The 18,344-nt window shown below is 46.3% G+C and carries 19 protein-coding genes; 8 read left to right on the plus strand and 11 right to left on the minus strand.

Annotated features, from left to right (window positions below):
- Position 1: 1 nt before the first annotated feature.
- From hisD to hisIE, 7 genes are read left to right on the plus strand one after another with little or no spacing between them, the layout of a single operon-like run.
- Positions 2–1,306, plus strand: coding sequence for a histidinol dehydrogenase (hisD, locus tag AAHF05_RS14330; protein ID WP_129325236.1), 1,305 nt, complete (start codon positions 2–4; stop codon positions 1,304–1,306).
- The gene (gene hisC / locus AAHF05_RS14335; RefSeq protein ID WP_129325235.1) at positions 1,303–2,364 is read left to right on the plus strand and encodes a histidinol-phosphate transaminase; all 1,062 of its coding nucleotides are present in this window, start codon (positions 1,303–1,305) and stop codon (positions 2,362–2,364) included. Before hisD ends, hisC begins: the two co-directional genes overlap by 4 nt.
- Positions 2,361–3,428, plus strand: a complete 1,068-nt coding sequence (gene hisB / locus AAHF05_RS14340; protein ID WP_128348762.1) for a bifunctional histidinol-phosphatase/imidazoleglycerol-phosphate dehydratase HisB — start codon at positions 2,361–2,363, stop codon at positions 3,426–3,428. The genes hisC and hisB overlap by 4 nt, the downstream gene beginning before the upstream one ends.
- Positions 3,428–4,018 (plus strand): imidazole glycerol phosphate synthase subunit HisH, encoded by a 591-nt coding sequence (hisH, locus tag AAHF05_RS14345; RefSeq protein ID WP_028018504.1) that lies wholly within the window; start codon positions 3,428–3,430, stop codon positions 4,016–4,018. Before hisB ends, hisH begins: the two co-directional genes overlap by 1 nt.
- Complete coding sequence (gene hisA / locus AAHF05_RS14350) at positions 4,018–4,755, plus strand: 1-(5-phosphoribosyl)-5-[(5-phosphoribosylamino)methylideneamino]imidazole-4-carboxamide isomerase (RefSeq protein WP_129325234.1); 738 nt, start codon at positions 4,018–4,020, stop codon at positions 4,753–4,755. Before hisH ends, hisA begins: the two co-directional genes overlap by 1 nt.
- Positions 4,737–5,513 carry an imidazole glycerol phosphate synthase subunit HisF gene (gene hisF, locus AAHF05_RS14355; RefSeq protein WP_129325233.1) on the plus strand — a complete coding sequence of 259 codons (777 nt, stop codon included), beginning with the start codon at positions 4,737–4,739 and terminating at the stop codon, positions 5,511–5,513. Before hisA ends, hisF begins: the two co-directional genes overlap by 19 nt.
- Entirely contained in the window at positions 5,507–6,118 is a 612-nt protein-coding gene (gene hisIE / locus AAHF05_RS14360; protein ID WP_129325232.1) for a bifunctional phosphoribosyl-AMP cyclohydrolase/phosphoribosyl-ATP diphosphatase HisIE, read from the plus strand. The genes hisF and hisIE overlap by 7 nt, the downstream gene beginning before the upstream one ends.
- Before the next feature lie 39 nt (positions 6,119–6,157).
- Here the strand turns inward: hisIE and wzzB are convergent, their stop codons facing one another.
- Complete coding sequence (wzzB, locus tag AAHF05_RS14365; protein WP_129325231.1) at positions 6,158–7,138, minus strand: LPS O-antigen chain length determinant protein WzzB; 981 nt, start codon at positions 7,136–7,138, stop codon at positions 6,158–6,160.
- A 193-nt stretch (positions 7,139–7,331) separates the two neighbouring features.
- On the opposite strand from wzzB, the gene AAHF05_RS14370 reads away from it, so the two are divergent.
- A complete protein-coding gene (locus AAHF05_RS14370; protein WP_049008302.1) occupies positions 7,332–8,336 on the plus strand; it encodes an NAD-dependent epimerase in 1,005 nt (334 codons plus the stop codon).
- A gap of 53 nt (positions 8,337–8,389) precedes the next feature.
- On the opposite strand, the gene ugd is transcribed toward AAHF05_RS14370, so the two are convergent.
- From ugd to rfbC, 10 genes are all read right to left on the minus strand, one after another.
- Positions 8,390–9,556: a UDP-glucose 6-dehydrogenase gene (gene ugd / locus AAHF05_RS14375; RefSeq protein ID WP_128348755.1), complete on the minus strand. Its 1,167-nt coding sequence runs from the start codon at positions 9,554–9,556 to the stop codon at positions 8,390–8,392.
- 230 nt (positions 9,557–9,786) lie between these two features.
- Entirely contained in the window at positions 9,787–11,193 is a 1,407-nt protein-coding gene (gndA, locus tag AAHF05_RS14380) for an NADP-dependent phosphogluconate dehydrogenase (protein ID WP_024908082.1), read from the minus strand.
- Positions 11,194–11,356: 163 nt separating this feature from the next.
- Positions 11,357–11,815: an acyltransferase gene (locus AAHF05_RS14385; protein ID WP_129325230.1), complete on the minus strand. Its 459-nt coding sequence runs from the start codon at positions 11,813–11,815 to the stop codon at positions 11,357–11,359.
- A 66-nt stretch (positions 11,816–11,881) separates the two neighbouring features.
- Positions 11,882–12,754: a glycosyltransferase gene (locus AAHF05_RS14390; protein ID WP_129325229.1), complete on the minus strand. Its 873-nt coding sequence runs from the start codon at positions 12,752–12,754 to the stop codon at positions 11,882–11,884.
- Positions 12,723–14,060, minus strand: coding sequence for a hypothetical protein (locus AAHF05_RS14395; RefSeq protein WP_332615885.1), 1,338 nt, complete (start codon positions 14,058–14,060; stop codon positions 12,723–12,725). The genes AAHF05_RS14390 and AAHF05_RS14395 overlap by 32 nt, the downstream gene beginning before the upstream one ends.
- On the minus strand, positions 14,057–14,971 hold the full coding sequence (locus AAHF05_RS14400) for a glycosyltransferase family A protein (RefSeq protein ID WP_332615882.1): 915 nt from the start codon (positions 14,969–14,971) through the stop codon (positions 14,057–14,059). The genes AAHF05_RS14395 and AAHF05_RS14400 overlap by 4 nt, the downstream gene beginning before the upstream one ends.
- 31 nt (positions 14,972–15,002) lie before the next feature.
- Positions 15,003–16,256, minus strand: coding sequence for an O-antigen translocase (locus tag AAHF05_RS14405; protein WP_332615879.1), 1,254 nt, complete (start codon positions 16,254–16,256; stop codon positions 15,003–15,005).
- Complete coding sequence (locus AAHF05_RS14410; RefSeq protein ID WP_129325191.1) at positions 16,253–17,362, minus strand: DegT/DnrJ/EryC1/StrS aminotransferase family protein; 1,110 nt, start codon at positions 17,360–17,362, stop codon at positions 16,253–16,255. The genes AAHF05_RS14405 and AAHF05_RS14410 overlap by 4 nt, the downstream gene beginning before the upstream one ends.
- Before the next feature lie 9 nt (positions 17,363–17,371).
- The gene (locus tag AAHF05_RS14415) at positions 17,372–17,782 is read right to left on the minus strand and encodes an FdtA/QdtA family cupin domain-containing protein (protein WP_129325192.1); all 411 of its coding nucleotides are present in this window, start codon (positions 17,780–17,782) and stop codon (positions 17,372–17,374) included.
- Positions 17,782–18,330: a dTDP-4-dehydrorhamnose 3,5-epimerase gene (gene rfbC, locus AAHF05_RS14420; RefSeq protein ID WP_164989125.1), complete on the minus strand. Its 549-nt coding sequence runs from the start codon at positions 18,328–18,330 to the stop codon at positions 17,782–17,784. Before rfbC ends, AAHF05_RS14415 begins: the two co-directional genes overlap by 1 nt.
- Positions 18,331–18,344: the final 14 nt, after the last annotated feature.

The raw sequence follows: 18,344 nt of genomic DNA on the forward strand, positions 1-18,344 counted from the left end.
CATGGGTTTTAACACAATCATCGACTGGAATAATTGTAGCGACGCGCAACAGCGCGAGCTGCTGATGCGCCCGGCGATTTCCGCCTCAGAAAGTATCTCTCGTACCGTGGCAGAGATCCTCAATAACGTCAAAGCTCGTGGCGATGACGCGCTGCGTGAATACAGTGCCAAATTCGACAAGACTGAAGTGGATGCGCTGAAGGTTACCGAACAGGAAATCATTGATGCCAGTAATCGTCTGGGTGATGACATCAAGCAGGCGATGGCCGTCGCGGTGAAAAACATCGAGACCTTCCACACCGCGCAAAAGCTGCAAATTGTGGATGTTGAAACCCTGCCTGGCGTGCGTTGCCAGCAGGTGACCCGCCCGGTAGCGTCCGTTGGGCTGTATATCCCTGGCGGTTCGGCTCCACTGTTCTCCACCGTATTGATGCTGGCTACCCCGGCGCGTATCGCGGGTTGTCAGAAAGTGGTGCTCTGCTCTCCGCCACCGATTGCCGATGAGATCCTCTACGCAGCAAAGCTGTGCGGCGTACAGGCGGTCTATAAAGTGGGTGGCGCACAGGCGATTTCTGCCCTCGCGTTTGGCACCGAATCCATTCCAAAGGTCGACAAAATTTTTGGCCCGGGCAACGCCTTCGTCACCGAAGCCAAGCGCCAGGTCAGCCAGCGTCTGGACGGTGCGGCAATTGACATGCCTGCCGGTCCGTCTGAAGTGTTGGTCATTGCCGACAGCGGTGCCACGCCGGACTTCGTCGCGTCCGACCTGCTTTCTCAGGCGGAACACGGCCCTGACTCGCAGGTCATTCTGTTGACGCCGGATGCCGATATGGCAACGCGCGTCGGCGAAGCCGTCGAGCGCCAGCTTGCTGACCTGCCCCGCGCCGAAACGGCACGTCAGGCGTTAGCCGCCAGCCGTCTGATTGTGGCGCGCGATCTGGCGCAGTGCATTGCCATCTCTAACCAGTACGGCCCGGAGCACCTGATTATTCAGACCCGAAATGCACGCGACCTGGTCGACAGCATCACCAGCGCAGGTTCGGTTTTCCTGGGTGACTGGTCACCTGAATCCGCTGGCGATTACGCGTCCGGCACCAACCACGTTCTGCCGACGTATGGTTATACCTCAACCTGTTCAAGCCTCGGCCTGGCGGATTTCCAGAAACGCATGACCGTGCAGGAACTGTCCCGTGAAGGATTTGCCTCGCTGGCATCCACCATTGAAACGCTGGCAGCCGCGGAACGCCTGACCGCCCACAAAAATGCCGTTACGCTGCGCGTTGCAGCCCTGAAGGAGCAAGCATGAACATTGAAGAATTAGCCCGTGAAAATGTCCGTCAACTGACTCCGTATCAGTCTGCACGTCGTTTAGGTGGTAAAGGTGATGTCTGGCTGAACGCTAACGAATTCCCGACAGCGGTCCAGTTTGAGCTGTCTCAGCAAACCCTGAACCGCTATCCGGAGTGTCAGCCAAAGGCCGTTATCGAAAACTACGCGCAGTATGCGGGAGTGAAGCCGGAGCAGGTGCTGGTCAGCCGTGGAGCAGACGAAGGTATTGAACTGCTGATCCGCGCCTTCTGCGAACCGGGCAAAGATGCGGTGATGTACTGCCAGCCTACCTACGGCATGTATAGCGTCAGCGCGGAAACCTTCGGAGTGGCGTGTCGCAACGTCCTCTCGCTGGAGAACTGGCAGCTGGACCTGCAGGGCATTGCCGATAATCTCGATGGTGTAAAGGTGGTGTTTGTCTGCAGCCCAAACAACCCGACCGGGCAGATTATCAACCCGCAGGATATCCGTACCCTGCTGGAGATGACGCGCGGCAAAGCCCTGGTGGTCGCTGACGAAGCCTACATCGAGTTCTGCCCGCAGGCGACGCTGACAGGCTGGCTGGAAGAATATCCGCACCTGGTCGTGCTGCGTACGTTGTCGAAAGCCTTCGCCCTCGCCGGTCTACGTTGTGGATTCACGCTGGCCAATAAAGAGGTCATCGACCTGCTGTTGAAAGTGATCGCCCCGTACCCGCTCTCCACGCCGGTTGCCGATATTGCAGCACAGGCGCTGACCCCACAGGGGATCAACGCGATGCGCGATCGTGTGGCGCAAATCCTGGAGGAACGTCAGTATCTGGTGACCGCCCTGAAGGATATCCCATGCGTGGAGCAGGTGTTCGATTCGGAAACCAACTACATCCTGGTGCGTTTCACTGCATCCAGTGCCGTATTTAAATCTTTATGGGATCAGGGCATTATCTTACGAGACCAGAATAAACAACCTTCCCTGAGCGGGTGCCTGCGCATTACCGTAGGCACCCGCGCAGAGAGCCAGCGCGTGATTGACGCCCTGAAAGCGGAGAAAGTATGACCCAGAAGATCCTTTTTATCGATCGTGACGGCACCCTTATTTCGGAGCCACCAGCCGATTTTCAGGTCGATCGTTTCGACAAGCTGGCTTTTGAACCGGACGTGATCCCCGTACTGCTTAAGCTGCAAAACGCCGGGTATAAGCTGGTGATGATCACTAATCAGGACGGTCTGGGTACCGACAGCTTCCCGCAGGCGGACTTTGACGGCCCGCATAATCTGATGATGCAGGTGCTGACCTCTCAGGGCGTGGTCTTTGATGAAGTGCTGATTTGCCCACACATGCCGGCCGATGAGTGCGACTGCCGTAAGCCGAAAGTAAAACTGGTGGAGCGCTATCTGACGGAAGATGTGCTGGATAAAACCAACAGCTATGTCATCGGCGATCGCATCACCGATATTACGCTGGCGGAAAACATGGGTATTGCGGGGCTGCGCTACGATCGTAACGGTCTGAACTGGGCGAAAATTGGTGAGCAGCTAACCAAACGTGACCGCTATTCCCACGTTGAACGTAACACCAAAGAGACGCAGATTGACGTGAAGGTCTGGCTGGATCGCGAAGGTGGCAGCAAGATCCACACCGGTGTCGGTTTCTTCGACCATATGCTGGATCAGATTGCCACCCACGGCGGTTTCCGCATGGAAATTACCGTAAAAGGCGACCTTTACATTGACGATCACCACACCGTGGAAGATACCGGCCTGGCGCTGGGTGAAGCCCTGAAGCTGGCGCTCGGCGATAAACGCGGCATCAACCGTTTTGGCTTTGTCCTGCCGATGGACGAGTGCCTGGCGCGCTGCGCTATGGATATCTCCGGACGTCCGCACCTGGAATATAAAGCCGATTTCAACTACCAGCGCGTGGGCGATCTCAGCACTGAAATGGTTGAGCACTTCTTCCGTTCATTGTCCTACACCATGGGCCTGACGTTGCACCTTAAGACCAAGGGCAAAAACGACCACCACCGCGTGGAGAGTCTGTTCAAAGCTTTTGGCCGTACCCTTCGCCAGGCGATCCGCGTGGAAGGTGACGCCCTGCCTTCATCGAAAGGAGTGCTGTAATGAATGTGGTGATTCTGGATACCGGATGCGCCAACCTGAACTCCGTAAAATCGGCGATTGCGCGCCACGGCTATGAGCCGGTGGTGAGCCGTGACCCGGACGTGGTGCTGCGCGCCGACAAACTCTTTTTACCGGGCGTGGGAACCGCGCAGGCCGCGATGGATCAGATTCGCGAACGCGAGTTGGTCGACCTGATCAAAGCCTGTACCCAGCCGGTGCTGGGCATTTGCCTGGGTATGCAGATCCTGGGCCGCCGCAGTGAAGAGAGCAACGGCGTCGACCTGCTGGGCATTATTGAAGAAGACGTGCCGAAAATGACCGACCACGGCCTGCCTCTGCCGCATATGGGCTGGAACCGCGTGTACGCCAAAGCGGGCGACAGGCTGTTTCGCGGCATTGAAGACGGCGCATATTTTTACTTCGTGCACAGCTACGCCATGCCGGTAAATCCGTACACCATCGCTCAGTGCAATTATGGTGAAGCGTTTACCGCAGCGGTGCAGAAAGATAACTTCTTCGGCGTGCAGTTTCACCCGGAACGCTCTGGCGCCGCAGGCGCGCAGCTGCTGAAAAACTTCCTGGAGATGTGATGATTATTCCCGCTTTAGATTTAATTGACGGCACGGTTGTTCGTCTTCATCAGGGCGATTACGGGCAGCAGCGTGACTACGGGGACGACCCGCTGCCACGTCTGCAGGATTACGCGGCGCAGGGTGCAGAAGTGCTGCACCTGGTGGATCTCACGGGCGCGAAAGACCCGGCGAAACGCCAGATCCCGCTACTCAAAAAGCTGGTCGCTGGCGTGAATGTCCCCGTCCAGGTAGGTGGTGGCGTGCGCACTGAAGAGGACGTTGCGGCTCTGCTTGAAGCAGGTGTGGCGCGCGTTGTCGTTGGCTCTACCGCCGTAAAAGACCCCGAAATGGTCAAAGGCTGGTTCCGCCGTTTCGGCGCGGATGCGCTGGTACTGGCGCTGGACGTGCGTATTGATGAACAGGGTAATAAACAGGTTGCGGTCAGCGGCTGGCAGGAAAACTCCGGCGTGACGCTGGAAGAGCTGGTTGTTATTTATCAACCCGTTGGCCTGAAGCACGTGCTGTGCACCGATATCTCTCGCGATGGCACGCTGGCCGGCTCTAACGTCTCGCTGTATGACGAGGTCTGTGCACGTTTTCCGCAGGTGGCTTTCCAGTCTTCGGGTGGAATTGGCGATCTGAAAGATATCGCCGCACTGCGCGGAACGGGCGTGCAGGGCGTGATCGTTGGACGCGCCCTGCTGGAAGGAAAATTTACTGTGACGGAGGCGATTCAATGCTGGCAAAACGGATAATCCCTTGCCTGGACGTACGCGACGGCCAGGTGGTGAAAGGCGTGCAGTTCCGCAACCACGAGATCATTGGCGATATCGTCCCGCTGGCAAAACGCTATGCTGATGAAGGGGCTGACGAGCTGGTGTTTTACGATATCACCGCCTCCAGCGATGGCCGAGTGGTCGATAAAAGCTGGGTAGCGCGCGTAGCAGAAGTGATTGATATTCCATTCTGCGTAGCGGGTGGGATTAAATCAGCTGAAGACGCGGCCAAAATTCTCTCGTTTGGTGCCGACAAGATTTCCATCAACTCCCCTGCCCTGGCAGACCCGGAGCTGATTACTCGCCTGGCCGATCGCTTTGGCGTGCAGTGCATTGTCGTTGGGATCGACACCTGGTATGACGACGCAACGGGCAAATATCACGTTAATCAGTATACCGGCGATGAAAGTCGAACCCGTGTGACCCAATGGGAAACCCTCGACTGGGTGCAAGAAGTGCAGAAGCGTGGCGCGGGCGAGATTGTCCTCAACATGATGAACCAGGACGGCGTGCGTAACGGCTATGACCTCGAACAGCTGAAAAAAGTGCGTGCGGTTTGCCACGTCCCGCTGATCGCCTCCGGCGGCGCGGGCACCATGGAACACTTCCTGGAAGCCTTCCGCGATGCAAACGTGGACGGCGCGCTGGCCGCGTCCGTGTTCCACAAACAGATTATTAATATTGGTGAGTTAAAAACGTTCCTGGCCGGCCAGGGCGTGGAGATCAGGGTATGTTAACAGAGCAACAACAGGCACAGCTGGACTGGGAAAAAACGGGCGGACTACTGCCGGTGGTGGTTCAGCATGCCGTTTCGGGCGAAGTACTGATGCTGGGGTATATGAACCAGGACGCGCTGGCTAAAACGCTCGACAGCGGCAAAGTCACGTTTTTCTCGCGCACCAAACAGCGTCTGTGGACCAAAGGGGAAACCTCAGGTCATTTCCTGAACGTGGTCAGCATAGCGCCTGACTGCGATAACGATACCCTGCTGGTACTGGCAAACCCAATCGGACCAACCTGCCATAAGGGCACCAGCAGCTGCTTCGGTGAGGCGAGCCACCAGTGGCTGTTCCTGTATCAACTGGAACAACTGCTGGCTGAACGAAAAACAGCGGACCCGGAGAGTTCCTATACCGCGAAGCTGTATGCAAGCGGAACTAAGCGTATCGCACAAAAAGTCGGTGAAGAAGGCGTTGAAACGGCTCTGGCCGCGACCGTGCATGACCGCGAGGAACTGACCAATGAAGCGTCTGATTTGATGTATCACCTGCTGGTGCTGCTGCAGGATCAGGAGCTGGACTTGACGGCGGTGATAGAGAATCTTCGTAAACGGCATAAATAAAAAAACCGGGGAATTTCCCCGGTTTTTTTTATCAATTCATCAGGCTTTTGGTTTGTAATTGCGCAATGCGTTGCGCCCCAGCACGACTCCGGAACCAACCATTCCGCCCAGCAGCACGGCAAGAACCAGAATCACGGCTTTTTTCGGGCTGTCACGACGGACAGGAAGGTCCGGCTTCATGACATAACGATAGACGTGGATGGTGTCCGGGTTTACGTTCAGGTTTTGAATATCCAGCAAGTTTTGCCTGGTCTGATAATATGCAGCAGAAAATACCAGTGGGCGAGAAGCTTCGTTTTCAATCATCGACTTGAGTCCCTCGCTTCCCAACAGGAACATCGTTTCCTGCGTCACATCCTGGGTTTGCTGAATCTGCGGTGAGGTGATTTTTGCTGCTTCAGCGTTCTTCAGCGCCTCAGTAATCTGTTTGATGCGCAGATCTTTCTGCTCCTGAGCAACCTTCTCCTGGTTTTGCAGGGAATCGTTCAGGGTCTTGATCTGCTCTTTGATATTGTCCTTAAGGTCAACGGCAAGTTCTTTAGCCGTTTGCTCATCAACCTGCTGGATGTACTGAGCCAGTTGTTTTTGAGCAGCTTCAGCAGATGTACTGACATAGGAAACACTTAATGGTAATGCTTCACCTTTTACAGCAGGCTCAATTGTCAGTTTTTCAGGTTCTTCCTGATTTTCAAGTGCCTGTGCTAATGCAGAGAAGGAAGAATTGAAACGACCAATAGCACGAGTTTGAACATCAAGCATCGATGGCGCAGCGCTACCATAAAGGATATTCAATGCGTTGGAATAGGTCGCAATTTGAGCTACATCAGGTTGCGCAATAATCGCACTTGAGGTCCACTTTTCCTTCGCGACAGAGAGATATCCAATAGCCAGGGCGATAAAAACAACAACAAATATTGCTATCATCGACTTGCCACGCCACAGTTGCAGCACTAAATCAAGTAAATCAATTTGCTCAGGGTCATTGCTTTGGCTGACCTGGCGATTGTCGTTTTGTGTCATACAATCCCTAACAGATTAAAAAGGGCAAACATAATTATGTTTGCATAGTGTATCTATTGCTGGGGATTTTTCTATAAGAATCCGATGAGTGATATCGGAAAGATGGGTTATGTAACTTACCCCCTTCGCGCTATCATAGACGTCATGTGATGCGCTATGGCATCTGTAAGAATATGGGGTTATGAGGGAAGCTATGAAATTTTTGGTAACGGGTGCAGCGGGTTTTATCGGTGCTAATGTCAGTAAACGCCTCCTCGAGGCCGGTCATCAGGTTGTCGGTATTGATAATCTGAATGATTACTATGATGTCAACCTGAAGCTGGCGCGCCTGGAACTGTTAAAATCTGAGAGCTTCAGCTTTCACAAGCTGGAGTTGGCCGACCGGGAAGGCATGGCAGCGCTTTTCGCCAGCGAGAAGTTTGATCGCGTGATTCATCTGGCCGCACAGGCAGGCGTACGCTACTCCCTGGAAAACCCACATGTGTATGCGGATGCTAACCTTATTGGTCATCTCAACGTGCTTGAAGGCTGCCGCCATAATAAGGTTCAGCATCTGCTTTATGCCTCCTCCAGTTCTGTATATGGACTGAACCGTAAGATGCCATTCTCCACTGAGGATTCAGTGGATCACCCAGTTTCACTATATGCCGCGACCAAAAAAGCCAATGAGCTGATGTCGCATACCTATTCGCATCTCTACAACCTGCCAACCACTGGACTGCGTTTCTTCACCGTGTATGGTCCGTGGGGGCGTCCGGACATGGCGTTGTTTAAGTTCACGAAGGCGATGATTGAAGGCAAAAGTATTGATGTCTATAACTACGGTAAGATGAAGCGTGACTTCACTTACATCGATGATATCTCTGAAGCCATTCTTCGCCTGCAGGACGTTATTCCTCAGCCGGACACAAACTGGACCGTTGAAACAGGCTCTCCGGCATCCAGTTCAGCACCATACCGTGTTTATAACATCGGTAACAGCGCGCCTGTTGAACTGATGGACTACATCACCGCTCTGGAAGAAGCACTCGGAAAGAAAGCAGAGAAAAACATGATGCCGCTGCAGCCGGGAGATGTACTGGAAACCAGTGCCGATACCCAGCCACTTTATGACGCGATAGGATTTAAACCGCAAACCTCCGTTAAAGATGGGGTGAAGAACTTCGTCGACTGGTACCGCGATTTCTACAAAGTCTGAAAATAAAAAAACCCGGCAAATCAGCCGGGTTTTTTACGGAATAAAACAGAGAATCAGTCGCTACCGAACAGATCGCGGGTATACACTTTATCCGCCACGTCAGCCAGTTCTTCCGCCATGCGGTTAGAGATGATGACATCCGCTTCTTTCTTGAAGGCATCCAGATCGCGAATCACGCGGGAATTGAAGAACTGATCTTCCTGCATGGCCGGTTCATAAATAACAACCTCAACCCCTTTCGCCTTGATGCGCTTCATGATCCCCTGGATTGAAGAGGCGCGGAAGTTATCGGAGCCACTCTTCATGATCAAACGGTATACACCGACGACTTTCGGCTGGCGCGCCAGAATGGAATCAGAGATGAAATCTTTACGGGTACGGTTAGCATCAACAATCGCCGAAATCAGGTTGTTTGGTACCGCCTGATAGTTTGCCAGCAGCTGTTTGGTGTCTTTAGGCAGACAGTAACCGCCGTAGCCAAATGACGGGTTGTTGTAGTGGTTGCCGATGCGCGGGTCAAGACATACCCCTTCAATAATCTGACGGGTATTCAGTCCAAGACTCTCTGCATAGCTGTCGAGTTCATTGAAATAAGCCACTCGCATTGCCAGATAAGTGTTCGCGAAGAGTTTAATCGCCTCAGCTTCGGTGGAATCAGTAAACAGCACCTGAATATCTTTCTTCAGTGCCCCTTCCTGCAGCAGTGCAGCAAAACGTTCAGCGCGCTCAGAACGTTCGCCAATGACGATACGCGAAGGATGGAGGTTATCGTAAAGCGCTCTGCCCTCGCGCAGGAATTCCGGCGAGAAGAAGATATTATCAATACCAAACTTCTCTTTGATGGATTTGGTGAAGCCGACAGGGATAGTTGACTTGATAACCATCACCGCACGGGGGTTGATCGCGATAACATCTTTGATCACTGCCTCTACGGTTGAGGTGTTGAAGTAGTTAGTTTTTGGATCGTAGTCAGTAGGCGTCGCAATGATGACGTAATCCGCATCGCGGTATGCATCTTCTTTATCTGTCGTGGCGCGGAAATTCAGCGGTTTATTGCTGAGATAGTCCTGGATCTCTTTGTCGACAATCGGCGATTGCTTCTGATTGAGCATATCCACTTTGGCCTGCACGATATCCAGCGCAACCACTTCATGATTCTGAGCAATCAAAATGCCGTTAGAAAGACCGACATAGCCTGTTCCGGAGATTGTTATTTTCATTCGCTAATGACTTCTGTGAGTTAACTGTACTGATGGCCGCCAGACCATCGCGATAAACATAACTGTTGGGCTTTGTACCTCCTGGCAAACAATACTGTCAAGGCAAACCAGGAGTAATCGCGACGAGTGGGATGAGATTCAGACTACTTCGAGTAACACGCGGCATTTTTTGCATAAAAAAACCCGGAGACAGGCTCCGGGTTGAAATTACAGTGAGTTAGCTAACTAACTCACTCCATCCATTCGGTATGGAACACACCTTCTTTATCGGTGCGTTTATAAGTATGCGCACCGAAGTAGTCGCGCTGTGCCTGAATCAGGTTAGCAGGCAGAACCGCAGCACGGTAGCTGTCGTAGTAGGCTACTGCAGCAGAGAAGGTCGGAACCGGGATACCGTTCTGGACAGCGTAGGCAACCACGTCACGCAGCGCCTGCTGGTATTCGTCCGCAATTTTCTTGAAGTACGGTGCCAGCAGCAGGTTGGCGATACCGGCGTTTTCTGCATAGGCATCGGTGATTTTCTGCAGGAACTGCGCACGAATGATGCAACCCGCGCGGAAGATCTTCGCGATTTCACCGTAGTTCAGATCCCAGTTGTTCTCGTCTGACGCAGCACGCAGCTGAGAGAAGCCCTGCGCGTAAGAAACGATTTTACCCAAGTACAGTGCGCGACGCACTTTCTCAACAAATTCAGCTTTATCCCCAGCAGGTTTGGCCTGAGGGCCAGACAGCACTTTGGATGCCGCAACGCGCTGCTCTTTCAGAGAAGAGATGTAACGCGCGAAGACAGATTCGGTGATCAGAGACAGTGGCTCGCCCAAGTCCAGAGAGCTCTGGCTGGTCCATTTGCCGGTGCCTTTGTTCGCAGCTTCATCCAGAATCACATCTACCAGGTATTTACCCTCTTCATCTTTTTTAGTGAAGATATCTTTGGTGATGTCGATCAGATAGCTGTTCAGCTCGCCTTTGTTCCACTCGGTGAAGGTTTCAGCCAGCTCTTCATTGGAGAGATTCAGGCCACCTTTCAGCAGGGAATACGCTTCAGCAATCAGCTGCATATCGCCGTATTCGATACCGTTGTGAACCATCTTCACATAGTGACCTGCACCGTCCGCACCGATATAGGTTACGCAAGGCTCACCATCTTCTGCCACGGCTGCGATTTTGGTCAGGATAGGTGCAACCAGTTCGTATGCATCTTTCTGGCCGCCAGGCATGATAGATGGGCCTTTCAGAGCGCCCTCTTCACCACCGGAAACACCGGTACCGATGAAGTTGAATCCTTCAGCAGACAGCTCACGGTTACGACGGATGGTGTCCTGGAAGAAGGTATTACCGCCATCAATGATGATGTCACCTTTTTCGAGGTAAGGTTTCAGGGAGTCGATAGCTGCATCGGTACCTGCGCCCGCTTTCACCATTAACAGGATACGACGAGGCGTTTCCAGAGACTCAACGAACTCTTTCACCGTATAGAAAGGAACCAGTTTCTTGCCTGGGTTCTCGGCAATCACTTCTTCGGTCTTATCACGGGAGCGGTTGAAAACGGAGACGGTATAACCACGGCTTTCGATGTTGAGCGCCAGGTTGCGCCCCATCACAGCCATACCGACAACGCCGATCTGTTGCTTGGACATTACATACTCCTGTCAGGTGTGGTCACCGCGGCTTATGCGCGGCTTGGAATGTATTATTGATGTTAACTCAGGAATACATGAGATGAATAGCAGATATTGCTTTATAAGATTTTTGAACAAATTATAACAATTATCGGTTGCAGAGTATCCAACTCATTAAAATTTAATCATTATACCGAAGTATTTTGGCAGGATTTCCTACAACTATTGCGTTTTGAGGTACGTCTTTAGTGACTACACTCCCTGCACCTACCAGGCAATTTTCACCTAAAGTTATCCCGGGAAGGATAGTAGCATTTGCACCAATAGAAGCACCCTTCTTTATTATTGTAGTTAAAAAAGAATCAGGGTACACTTTAGATTTGGGATAAAGATCGTTTGCGAATGAAACGCAAGGACCGATAAACACATCATCCTCAATCCTGAGCCCATCCCATAAATAAACCCCCGACTTTATAGTAACTCTATCTCCAAGAACGACATCACTTTCAATTAAAGTGTGCGCGCAGATATTACAATCATCGCCAATTCTGGCACCTTGTAAGATAACGGAATATTGCCAAACACGGGTATTCTTTCCTATGTTTTTGCTTTTAACATCGCTAAGTTCGTGGATAAACATCTCATCCTCTCATAATTCAACAATAATAATCAAAGCATGTATAAAAAAACAAAGATTCTAAAATCACTACTTGTGGTAATCGATAGAGCCATATCTTTTTTTAATAAAATCTAAAAAACCTTTTAGCGCATATTTTAGCCTGAGGTTTTTTTTATCAAAAAATATAACTATAACTACTGGCTTGACAATTAATTTGATTAATTGCGATAGCTTCCATGTTGATGGCACATAGTTTCGCCCCATCATATATAAAATATTACGGTACTGATAATAATGTCGTACCGGAGAACCATATCCAGCATTAATTGCTTTAACCCTGCCGCTGCCAAGCCTATGATTCAAAACAGCTTGTTTACAAAGAATGATGTCAACACCCAGATTTGCAGCACGCCAACCCCATTCATAGTCAACGCAGTCAATAAAAAGTCGTTCTTCATGCAGCCCAACAACTTCAAAAATTTCTTTGCTTACCAGTGTTCCAGAACTAATGATATCTCGATATACGTAAACATCTTCAAGTTCAAGCAGTTTTTTTCCAACTTGAGATAAGCACCTACCATCTTCTGCGATCGCATCAGCGCAAATAACGGGTAGCTTGCCATATATGTCAAAATATAAAGATCTCGTTTTTATTAATTCGACTAACATATTACTTGCTGGGAGACTATCGTCATCCAGAAGAAGTAAATCGTCGCATCCAAAATCGATAGCAGACTGAATACCTGCATTTTGTGCTTTTGCTATCCCAACATTTCCTTTCATATCGATAAACTGAGCATCACAGTCAGAACAAAGCTGATGAATTGCTTCTTTTTTATCTATACTGGTTGAGTTATCTGACACGAAATATTTTATACCGTCCTCAACCAATGAATTTAAAATTAATTTTAAACGATCTACATTCGAATTATAGGTTACGATTACTATGCCGGTAAGCATTTTTTTTGGCACCTTTGAAAAGAGTGATTAAAACAAGTGACACAAATAAAATAGCGTAAATATCTATCATATATGCAATCCCAACTGAAGGATTGTAAATTATAGGAAGGGAACGACAATATAAAGCTGATACAAAGGCAACAATTAAGGCAGATGAGTTATCACACTTCAACTTCCAGCTATTAATAATACCAATAACATAACCAATTACTGCTGAGAAAATCACCCCACCAATATAACCAAAATAAGCGTACCCAGCTAAATCGAAATGATTAGTTGGGCCACGCATCACTGGATCGTTAGGGTACCAATATAACCAAATCTGCCGTCCTACGTCTAAATTTGAAAAGTCGACATTAAAAATCTTAGCCATTACAGAGTTACCAAATGTATTAGATAACAACTGAAGCCAAGGATGTTCAATAATAATTTTATCTATAACATGCTCAGTCAAGGAAAGGTAGTAAGCATCTCCATTAGCGAGTATGCGCAATAAAAGAAGTTCAATGGCAACTGGCGCACCTGGTATATACTGTGAAGATGTATACCCTATCATAACTGATAATTTTGATATGAAATATAAGGAAAAGATTAGAAAAAGTATGGCAATTATAAGCATCAGGAAGAGAGATTTTAAGTTGAATCTAAAAGTTTTTCTTGTCGTAATAAACCCAACAACACAAAGCACATATATTTGTTCTAAGAAGGCAAACTTAGCACCTGAAATAAGCGCTCCGACAATTGAAATAAATAGAGCATAAATAAAATATCTTTTTTTATGAGAGCGGAGATAATAATAGAAATACCAACCAGCCAAAATAACACGGAGTGCATCCATTAAGCGAACGATAATACCAAGACCTCTATTCGCTTCAAAGCGAGAGGTGAAAAACATAGCAACCGAAATTTGTGACAAATAAAAAACAAATAACACCAGGTAAACAATTGAAAGAAATTTAATTAGAAACGCTTCCTGTTCCATGACGGAAATACTGAGTCTGTTAAAAAGAGAGTTTTTATATTTCACTGTCGTGCTTGAAGAACAGTAAAACATAATAAAAAAAACAGAGCCACTTAAAAGCAGATAACTAAAATAATAAATATCCACGTAACCATGAATATACAATATTAAAATAATGGCATACCCAGTCCCATAAGTAAATGCATAAAAGAAATGGAATGGATCCATGATATTTTTTACTTTTCTATTAGATAATAAGAAAAGCAACATACATATCAACAAAGCATATGTTATATACTCAATATAATTACCAAACAAGAATTCAAAGAAAACATAATCTCTCATTTTCGTTTCCTATGAATCCATTGTATAATTTCAGCATTAACATAAAACATAGTAGAAAGTAATATTTTTTGGCGAAAAATTTTTCGCACTATATATTTTGCAGTTTTATAATCACCAGATTTTACTGCTAAAAGTAAATAAAATGCATATTGCCTTGATATTGCTGTATTATACAAATCTGAAGGAGCTAATTTTTTGATAGCCTCCTCAACCATATTTAGCTGTTTTGAAAAATTTTTGTAAGCATTTGAGTCATGCTGTCGATATTTAGAGACTATTAAATCATTCCGGAAAAGGAATTCTTTTTTTGAAAATGAGAACGACTGAAATAATTTTACAAACATAGGATAATCGTCCCATACTAAGGTCTTATCCCATCCACCAACGTCCTTTAACGCTTGAGTTCTAAAAATCGTCCCTTGCAATAATAAAGGTTTAGGAAAATTAGTAAATATTGTTTTCCGCAATGAATCATCGTCGCTAGAGAAAAAAATATCATGTTGTTTTTTATAAACAACATCTGTTGGTTTATGCCCCGTGTAATATACCCAGGCATTCCCCATGGCAAATTGCGCGCTATCATGATCGCAGAGTTCATCATATAGTAGATTAAAGCCTTCCGAGTCAACGAGGTCATCTGATGCTATGAAATAAACAAACTCAGAATTAGCCATTTCTAATCCTGAGTTGAGTGAGTCAACTAAACCACGATTTGTCTCTTTTGCAATTATTTTTGTATACATACTTGCATCATGTTTAGTCACAATATTTCTAATGACATCTAAAGAAGAATCTTTGGAACAATCATCAATTACAATTACTTCCTTTGGAATATTTAACTGATAAACTGACTCCAAAGTCTCAGCAATATATTTTTCATGATTGTATGACAAAATAACGATTGATATCACGATAACTCCAGAATAACTTATCTAATAATATTTACTTAAGCGAAACCACTCGCTTTAAGTTGAAGAAAACAAAAAGAAAGTAAAAGAAATAATTTACAGCATAGGCTATATTCGCTCCGGAAACTCCGTGCTTATTTATAAAGAAAATACTTAATAGCACCCATGTAAAACCGAAGAAGATCTCAGTGCCTATGAAATATTTAGTAGCCTTCTTAGCTAACATTGGATATGCGTATAACCAACTGATAACCTTGATAACATCACCTACCAACTGTATAGCAAATAAATCTCTTGCAGACCTAAACTCCGAAGTAAAAAGAAGATTAATTACATAATCCCGAAGTAGATATATGCTTAGTGCAGCCAATATTATTACAGGAAGAACAAATAAGACAACCGAGTTTATTTCTTTTTTTATTTCCGCCGCACTGCTCAATGACGCTAGCTTTGGTAGGTAATAAACGGACAAAGCCATAGTGAGAACCCCCAAATATACTTCAGAGATTTTCCATACGGCTTGCCATTGCCCTGCTGAATCCCACCCTGCGTGCTGTACAAGAGAGTTTCTTATAAAGATCAATGCTATAGGAATAACTACAGAACTGACGGCAGTCATCAAAACAAATTCAAGAATATTTCTATTGGCTCGAGAATCTGTACGCCCTACCCAATATGAAACTTTCATCCATGCCTGTCTTGAGTTAATAGCAAATGCAATCAACCCTATAAATACATACTGCATTGAAGCAGCAACAAGAGCCCCCTTAATTCCCCAGAGCACAATCATAATCGAGATAAGCACCCCAGATATTAGTGCTGAAAGAACCCCGGTTAGGATATAAAATCTAAAGTTTTGCAACCCATTAAGAACTGAAGTAATCGCGGTACCAAAAGAAGTTATTGGTAATGTTAAGATAGTAATAATGACAAGCCATTGATATTGCGCATCATGGAAGATCCAACTTGCAATATCACTAGAAAACAATATAAGAAATGGAGTAAAACACAATGTTATTAAAAAGATATAATAAGTTGAAGCTCGCCACCATGGCGAGCACTTCTCATAACTTTCTCGATTTTCAGCAGTATATTTTACTATACCCGTAGCTGTAGGAGCGTTTGCTATTCCATTCACCCCTGTCACCAAACTCTGCAATTGCCCCAGTAATGCCATTCCTGAAGGACCAGTATATACAGCAATTAATTTCGCTATAATAAATCCGATCCCAATTTTAACTAATGTCATTACACCGGACATAACCGTTATGCCCAACAACTTCTTCATTCAGTATAACCATTTAATGTTTCAACGATATACTTTACATTATCATCACTAAGTGTTGAATCTAAAGGTATCGATAAAACTTCTCTATGCATAGCTTCTGTTATTGGTAAACTTAGATTATTCCATGAAGAATATGCTTGTTGTTTATGAGGTGGAATTGGATAATGTATAAGCGTCTGAATATTATGGTGACTCAAGTACTCCTGGAGCTTGGTCCTATTATTAGCACGTATAACAAACAAATGCCAAACGTGACTACTTTCGTTACCTGCCGAAATTTCAGGGAGAGTAATATAAGGATTCACAATAGACGTACGGTATATTTTAGAGATTTTTTGCCGAGCAAATGTTTCATCATTCAAATGTCGCAATTTAACTCTTAGCATTGCTGCCTGAATCTCATCCAGACGACTGTTCACGCCCTCATAAATATTCTGATATTTCTTATGAGAACCATAATTACGCAATGCTTTAACAACATCAAAAAACTCGCTATCGTTTGTAGTTATTGCGCCAGCATCACCCAAAGCGCCTAAATTCTTGCCTGGGTAAAAACTAAAACCTGCAGCATGCCCCCAATTACCAGCATTTCGGCCAGAAACCGAAGCTCCATGTGACTGAGCGCAGTCCTCAAGTACCAATAGCCCATGCTCTTGAGCGATATTCATGATCTCATCCATAGGACTTAATTGCCCATATAGATGCACTGGAAGGATAGCTTTAGTCTTTGGTGAAATAGCCTTTTTAATATTATCTACTGAAAGGTTGAAACTTGTGTCTGACGGTTCAACAAGAACGGGAACAAGATTATTTGCGGTAATAGCAAGTATAGATGCGATATATGTATTCGCCTGAACGATTACTTCATCTCCTTCACTAAGCTTTCCCATCAATATCCAGGCTTTTAGAGAAAGGGTGAGTGCGTCCAGGCCGTTGGCAACGCCTAAACAATATTTTGAGCCAACATAAGTTGTGAATTCTGACTCAAAATTACTCAGTTCCTCTCCCATTATATACCAACCGGATTGAATTACACGTGAGCAAGCCTCTTGCAATTCAGATTCATATTTACTGTTAAGTTCTTTTAAATTCAAAAAATTGATCATTATAGCCTCTTAAACTTCGGTCTTTTTGTTAGCGTAAATGGTGAATGCATCATAGTCACGAATATAATCATTTTCGTCATAATGACTGTCAGCTAATACCATTAATACGCAATCGCTTGAGAAATCATACATCTCACGCCAAATACATGACTCAATGAGAAGCCCCTGCGCTGGATTGTCCAAAACAACCTCAATCCTCTCTGTCCCATCATCCAACAGAAAACGACAAGAACCTTTTATGGCGATCGCAACCTGTTTTAATTTTTTATGCGCATGAAAACCTCTACGAACACCTTCTTTAGTATCAAAGATGTAGTAAACTCTTTTAATACTAAAAGGGATATTATTCTCTTCTTCTAAGGCGACTAATGAACCACGATCATCACCATGCTTTTGAAGTGGGATAAAATTGATTTTCATTATTTACCTTGAACGTTTAATGAAGCAAAGGTTGAACCATTCTGATCTTTCTCAGAAATGATGTATTCCATTTTTGGCCATTCTATATTCAAGTCCTTATCATCCCATTTTATACAACGTTCATGTGCCGGAGAATAATAATCGGTAGTTTTATAAAGAAATTCTGCATGCTCACTTAAAGTTAAAAAACCGTGTGCAAATCCAGCAGGGATCCAAAGCTGTTTTTTATTCTCTTCTGATAAAATAACACCTACCCATTGCCCATAAGTAGGCGATTCTTTGCGGATATCAACAGCCACATCAAAAACCTGACCTGTAACGCATCTAACAAGTTTCCCTTGCGCAAAAGGGGTTTCTTGATAGTGCAATCCACGCAAAACTCCTTTAACAGATCTTGACTGATTATCTTGTTTGAAACTGACATTAGGATCTATATTATCTTTGAAGTTTTTTTCGTTAAAACTCTCAAAGAAATAGCCCCTTTCATCATGAAATACTCGAGGTTCGATAATCAGAACATCACTGAGCGAAGTATTAGAAATTTTCATCAAAGCCTCTATCT

Source organism: Enterobacter adelaidei (genome assembly GCF_041937165.1).
In the GTDB taxonomy this organism is placed as follows: Bacteria; Pseudomonadota; Gammaproteobacteria; order Enterobacterales; family Enterobacteriaceae; genus Enterobacter; species Enterobacter adelaidei.

Coding starts and splice junctions, on each gene's coding strand:
- hisD (WP_129325236.1), top strand. CDS start 2: ATGGGTTTTAACACAATCATCGACTGGAATAATTGTAGCGACGCGCAA.
- hisC (WP_129325235.1), top strand. CDS start 1,303: ATGAACATTGAAGAATTAGCCCGTGAAAATGTCCGTCAACTGACTCCG.
- hisB (WP_128348762.1), top strand. CDS start 2,361: ATGACCCAGAAGATCCTTTTTATCGATCGTGACGGCACCCTTATTTCG.
- hisH (WP_028018504.1), top strand. CDS start 3,428: ATGAATGTGGTGATTCTGGATACCGGATGCGCCAACCTGAACTCCGTA.
- hisA (WP_129325234.1), top strand. CDS start 4,018: ATGATTATTCCCGCTTTAGATTTAATTGACGGCACGGTTGTTCGTCTT.
- hisF (WP_129325233.1), top strand. CDS start 4,737: ATGCTGGCAAAACGGATAATCCCTTGCCTGGACGTACGCGACGGCCAG.
- hisIE (WP_129325232.1), top strand. CDS start 5,507: ATGTTAACAGAGCAACAACAGGCACAGCTGGACTGGGAAAAAACGGGC.
- wzzB (WP_129325231.1), bottom strand. CDS start 7,138: ATGACACAAAACGACAATCGCCAGGTCAGCCAAAGCAATGACCCTGAG.
- AAHF05_RS14370 (WP_049008302.1), top strand. CDS start 7,332: ATGAAATTTTTGGTAACGGGTGCAGCGGGTTTTATCGGTGCTAATGTC.
- ugd (WP_128348755.1), bottom strand. CDS start 9,556: ATGAAAATAACAATCTCCGGAACAGGCTATGTCGGTCTTTCTAACGGC.
- gndA (WP_024908082.1), bottom strand. CDS start 11,193: ATGTCCAAGCAACAGATCGGCGTTGTCGGTATGGCTGTGATGGGGCGC.
- AAHF05_RS14385 (WP_129325230.1), bottom strand. CDS start 11,815: ATGTTTATCCACGAACTTAGCGATGTTAAAAGCAAAAACATAGGAAAG.
- AAHF05_RS14390 (WP_129325229.1), bottom strand. CDS start 12,754: ATGCTTACCGGCATAGTAATCGTAACCTATAATTCGAATGTAGATCGT.
- AAHF05_RS14395 (WP_332615885.1), bottom strand. CDS start 14,060: ATGAGAGATTATGTTTTCTTTGAATTCTTGTTTGGTAATTATATTGAG.
- AAHF05_RS14405 (WP_332615879.1), bottom strand. CDS start 16,256: ATGAAGAAGTTGTTGGGCATAACGGTTATGTCCGGTGTAATGACATTA.
- AAHF05_RS14410 (WP_129325191.1), bottom strand. CDS start 17,362: ATGATCAATTTTTTGAATTTAAAAGAACTTAACAGTAAATATGAATCT.
- AAHF05_RS14415 (WP_129325192.1), bottom strand. CDS start 17,782: ATGAAAATCAATTTTATCCCACTTCAAAAGCATGGTGATGATCGTGGT.
- rfbC (WP_164989125.1), bottom strand. CDS start 18,330: ATGAAAATTTCTAATACTTCGCTCAGTGATGTTCTGATTATCGAACCT.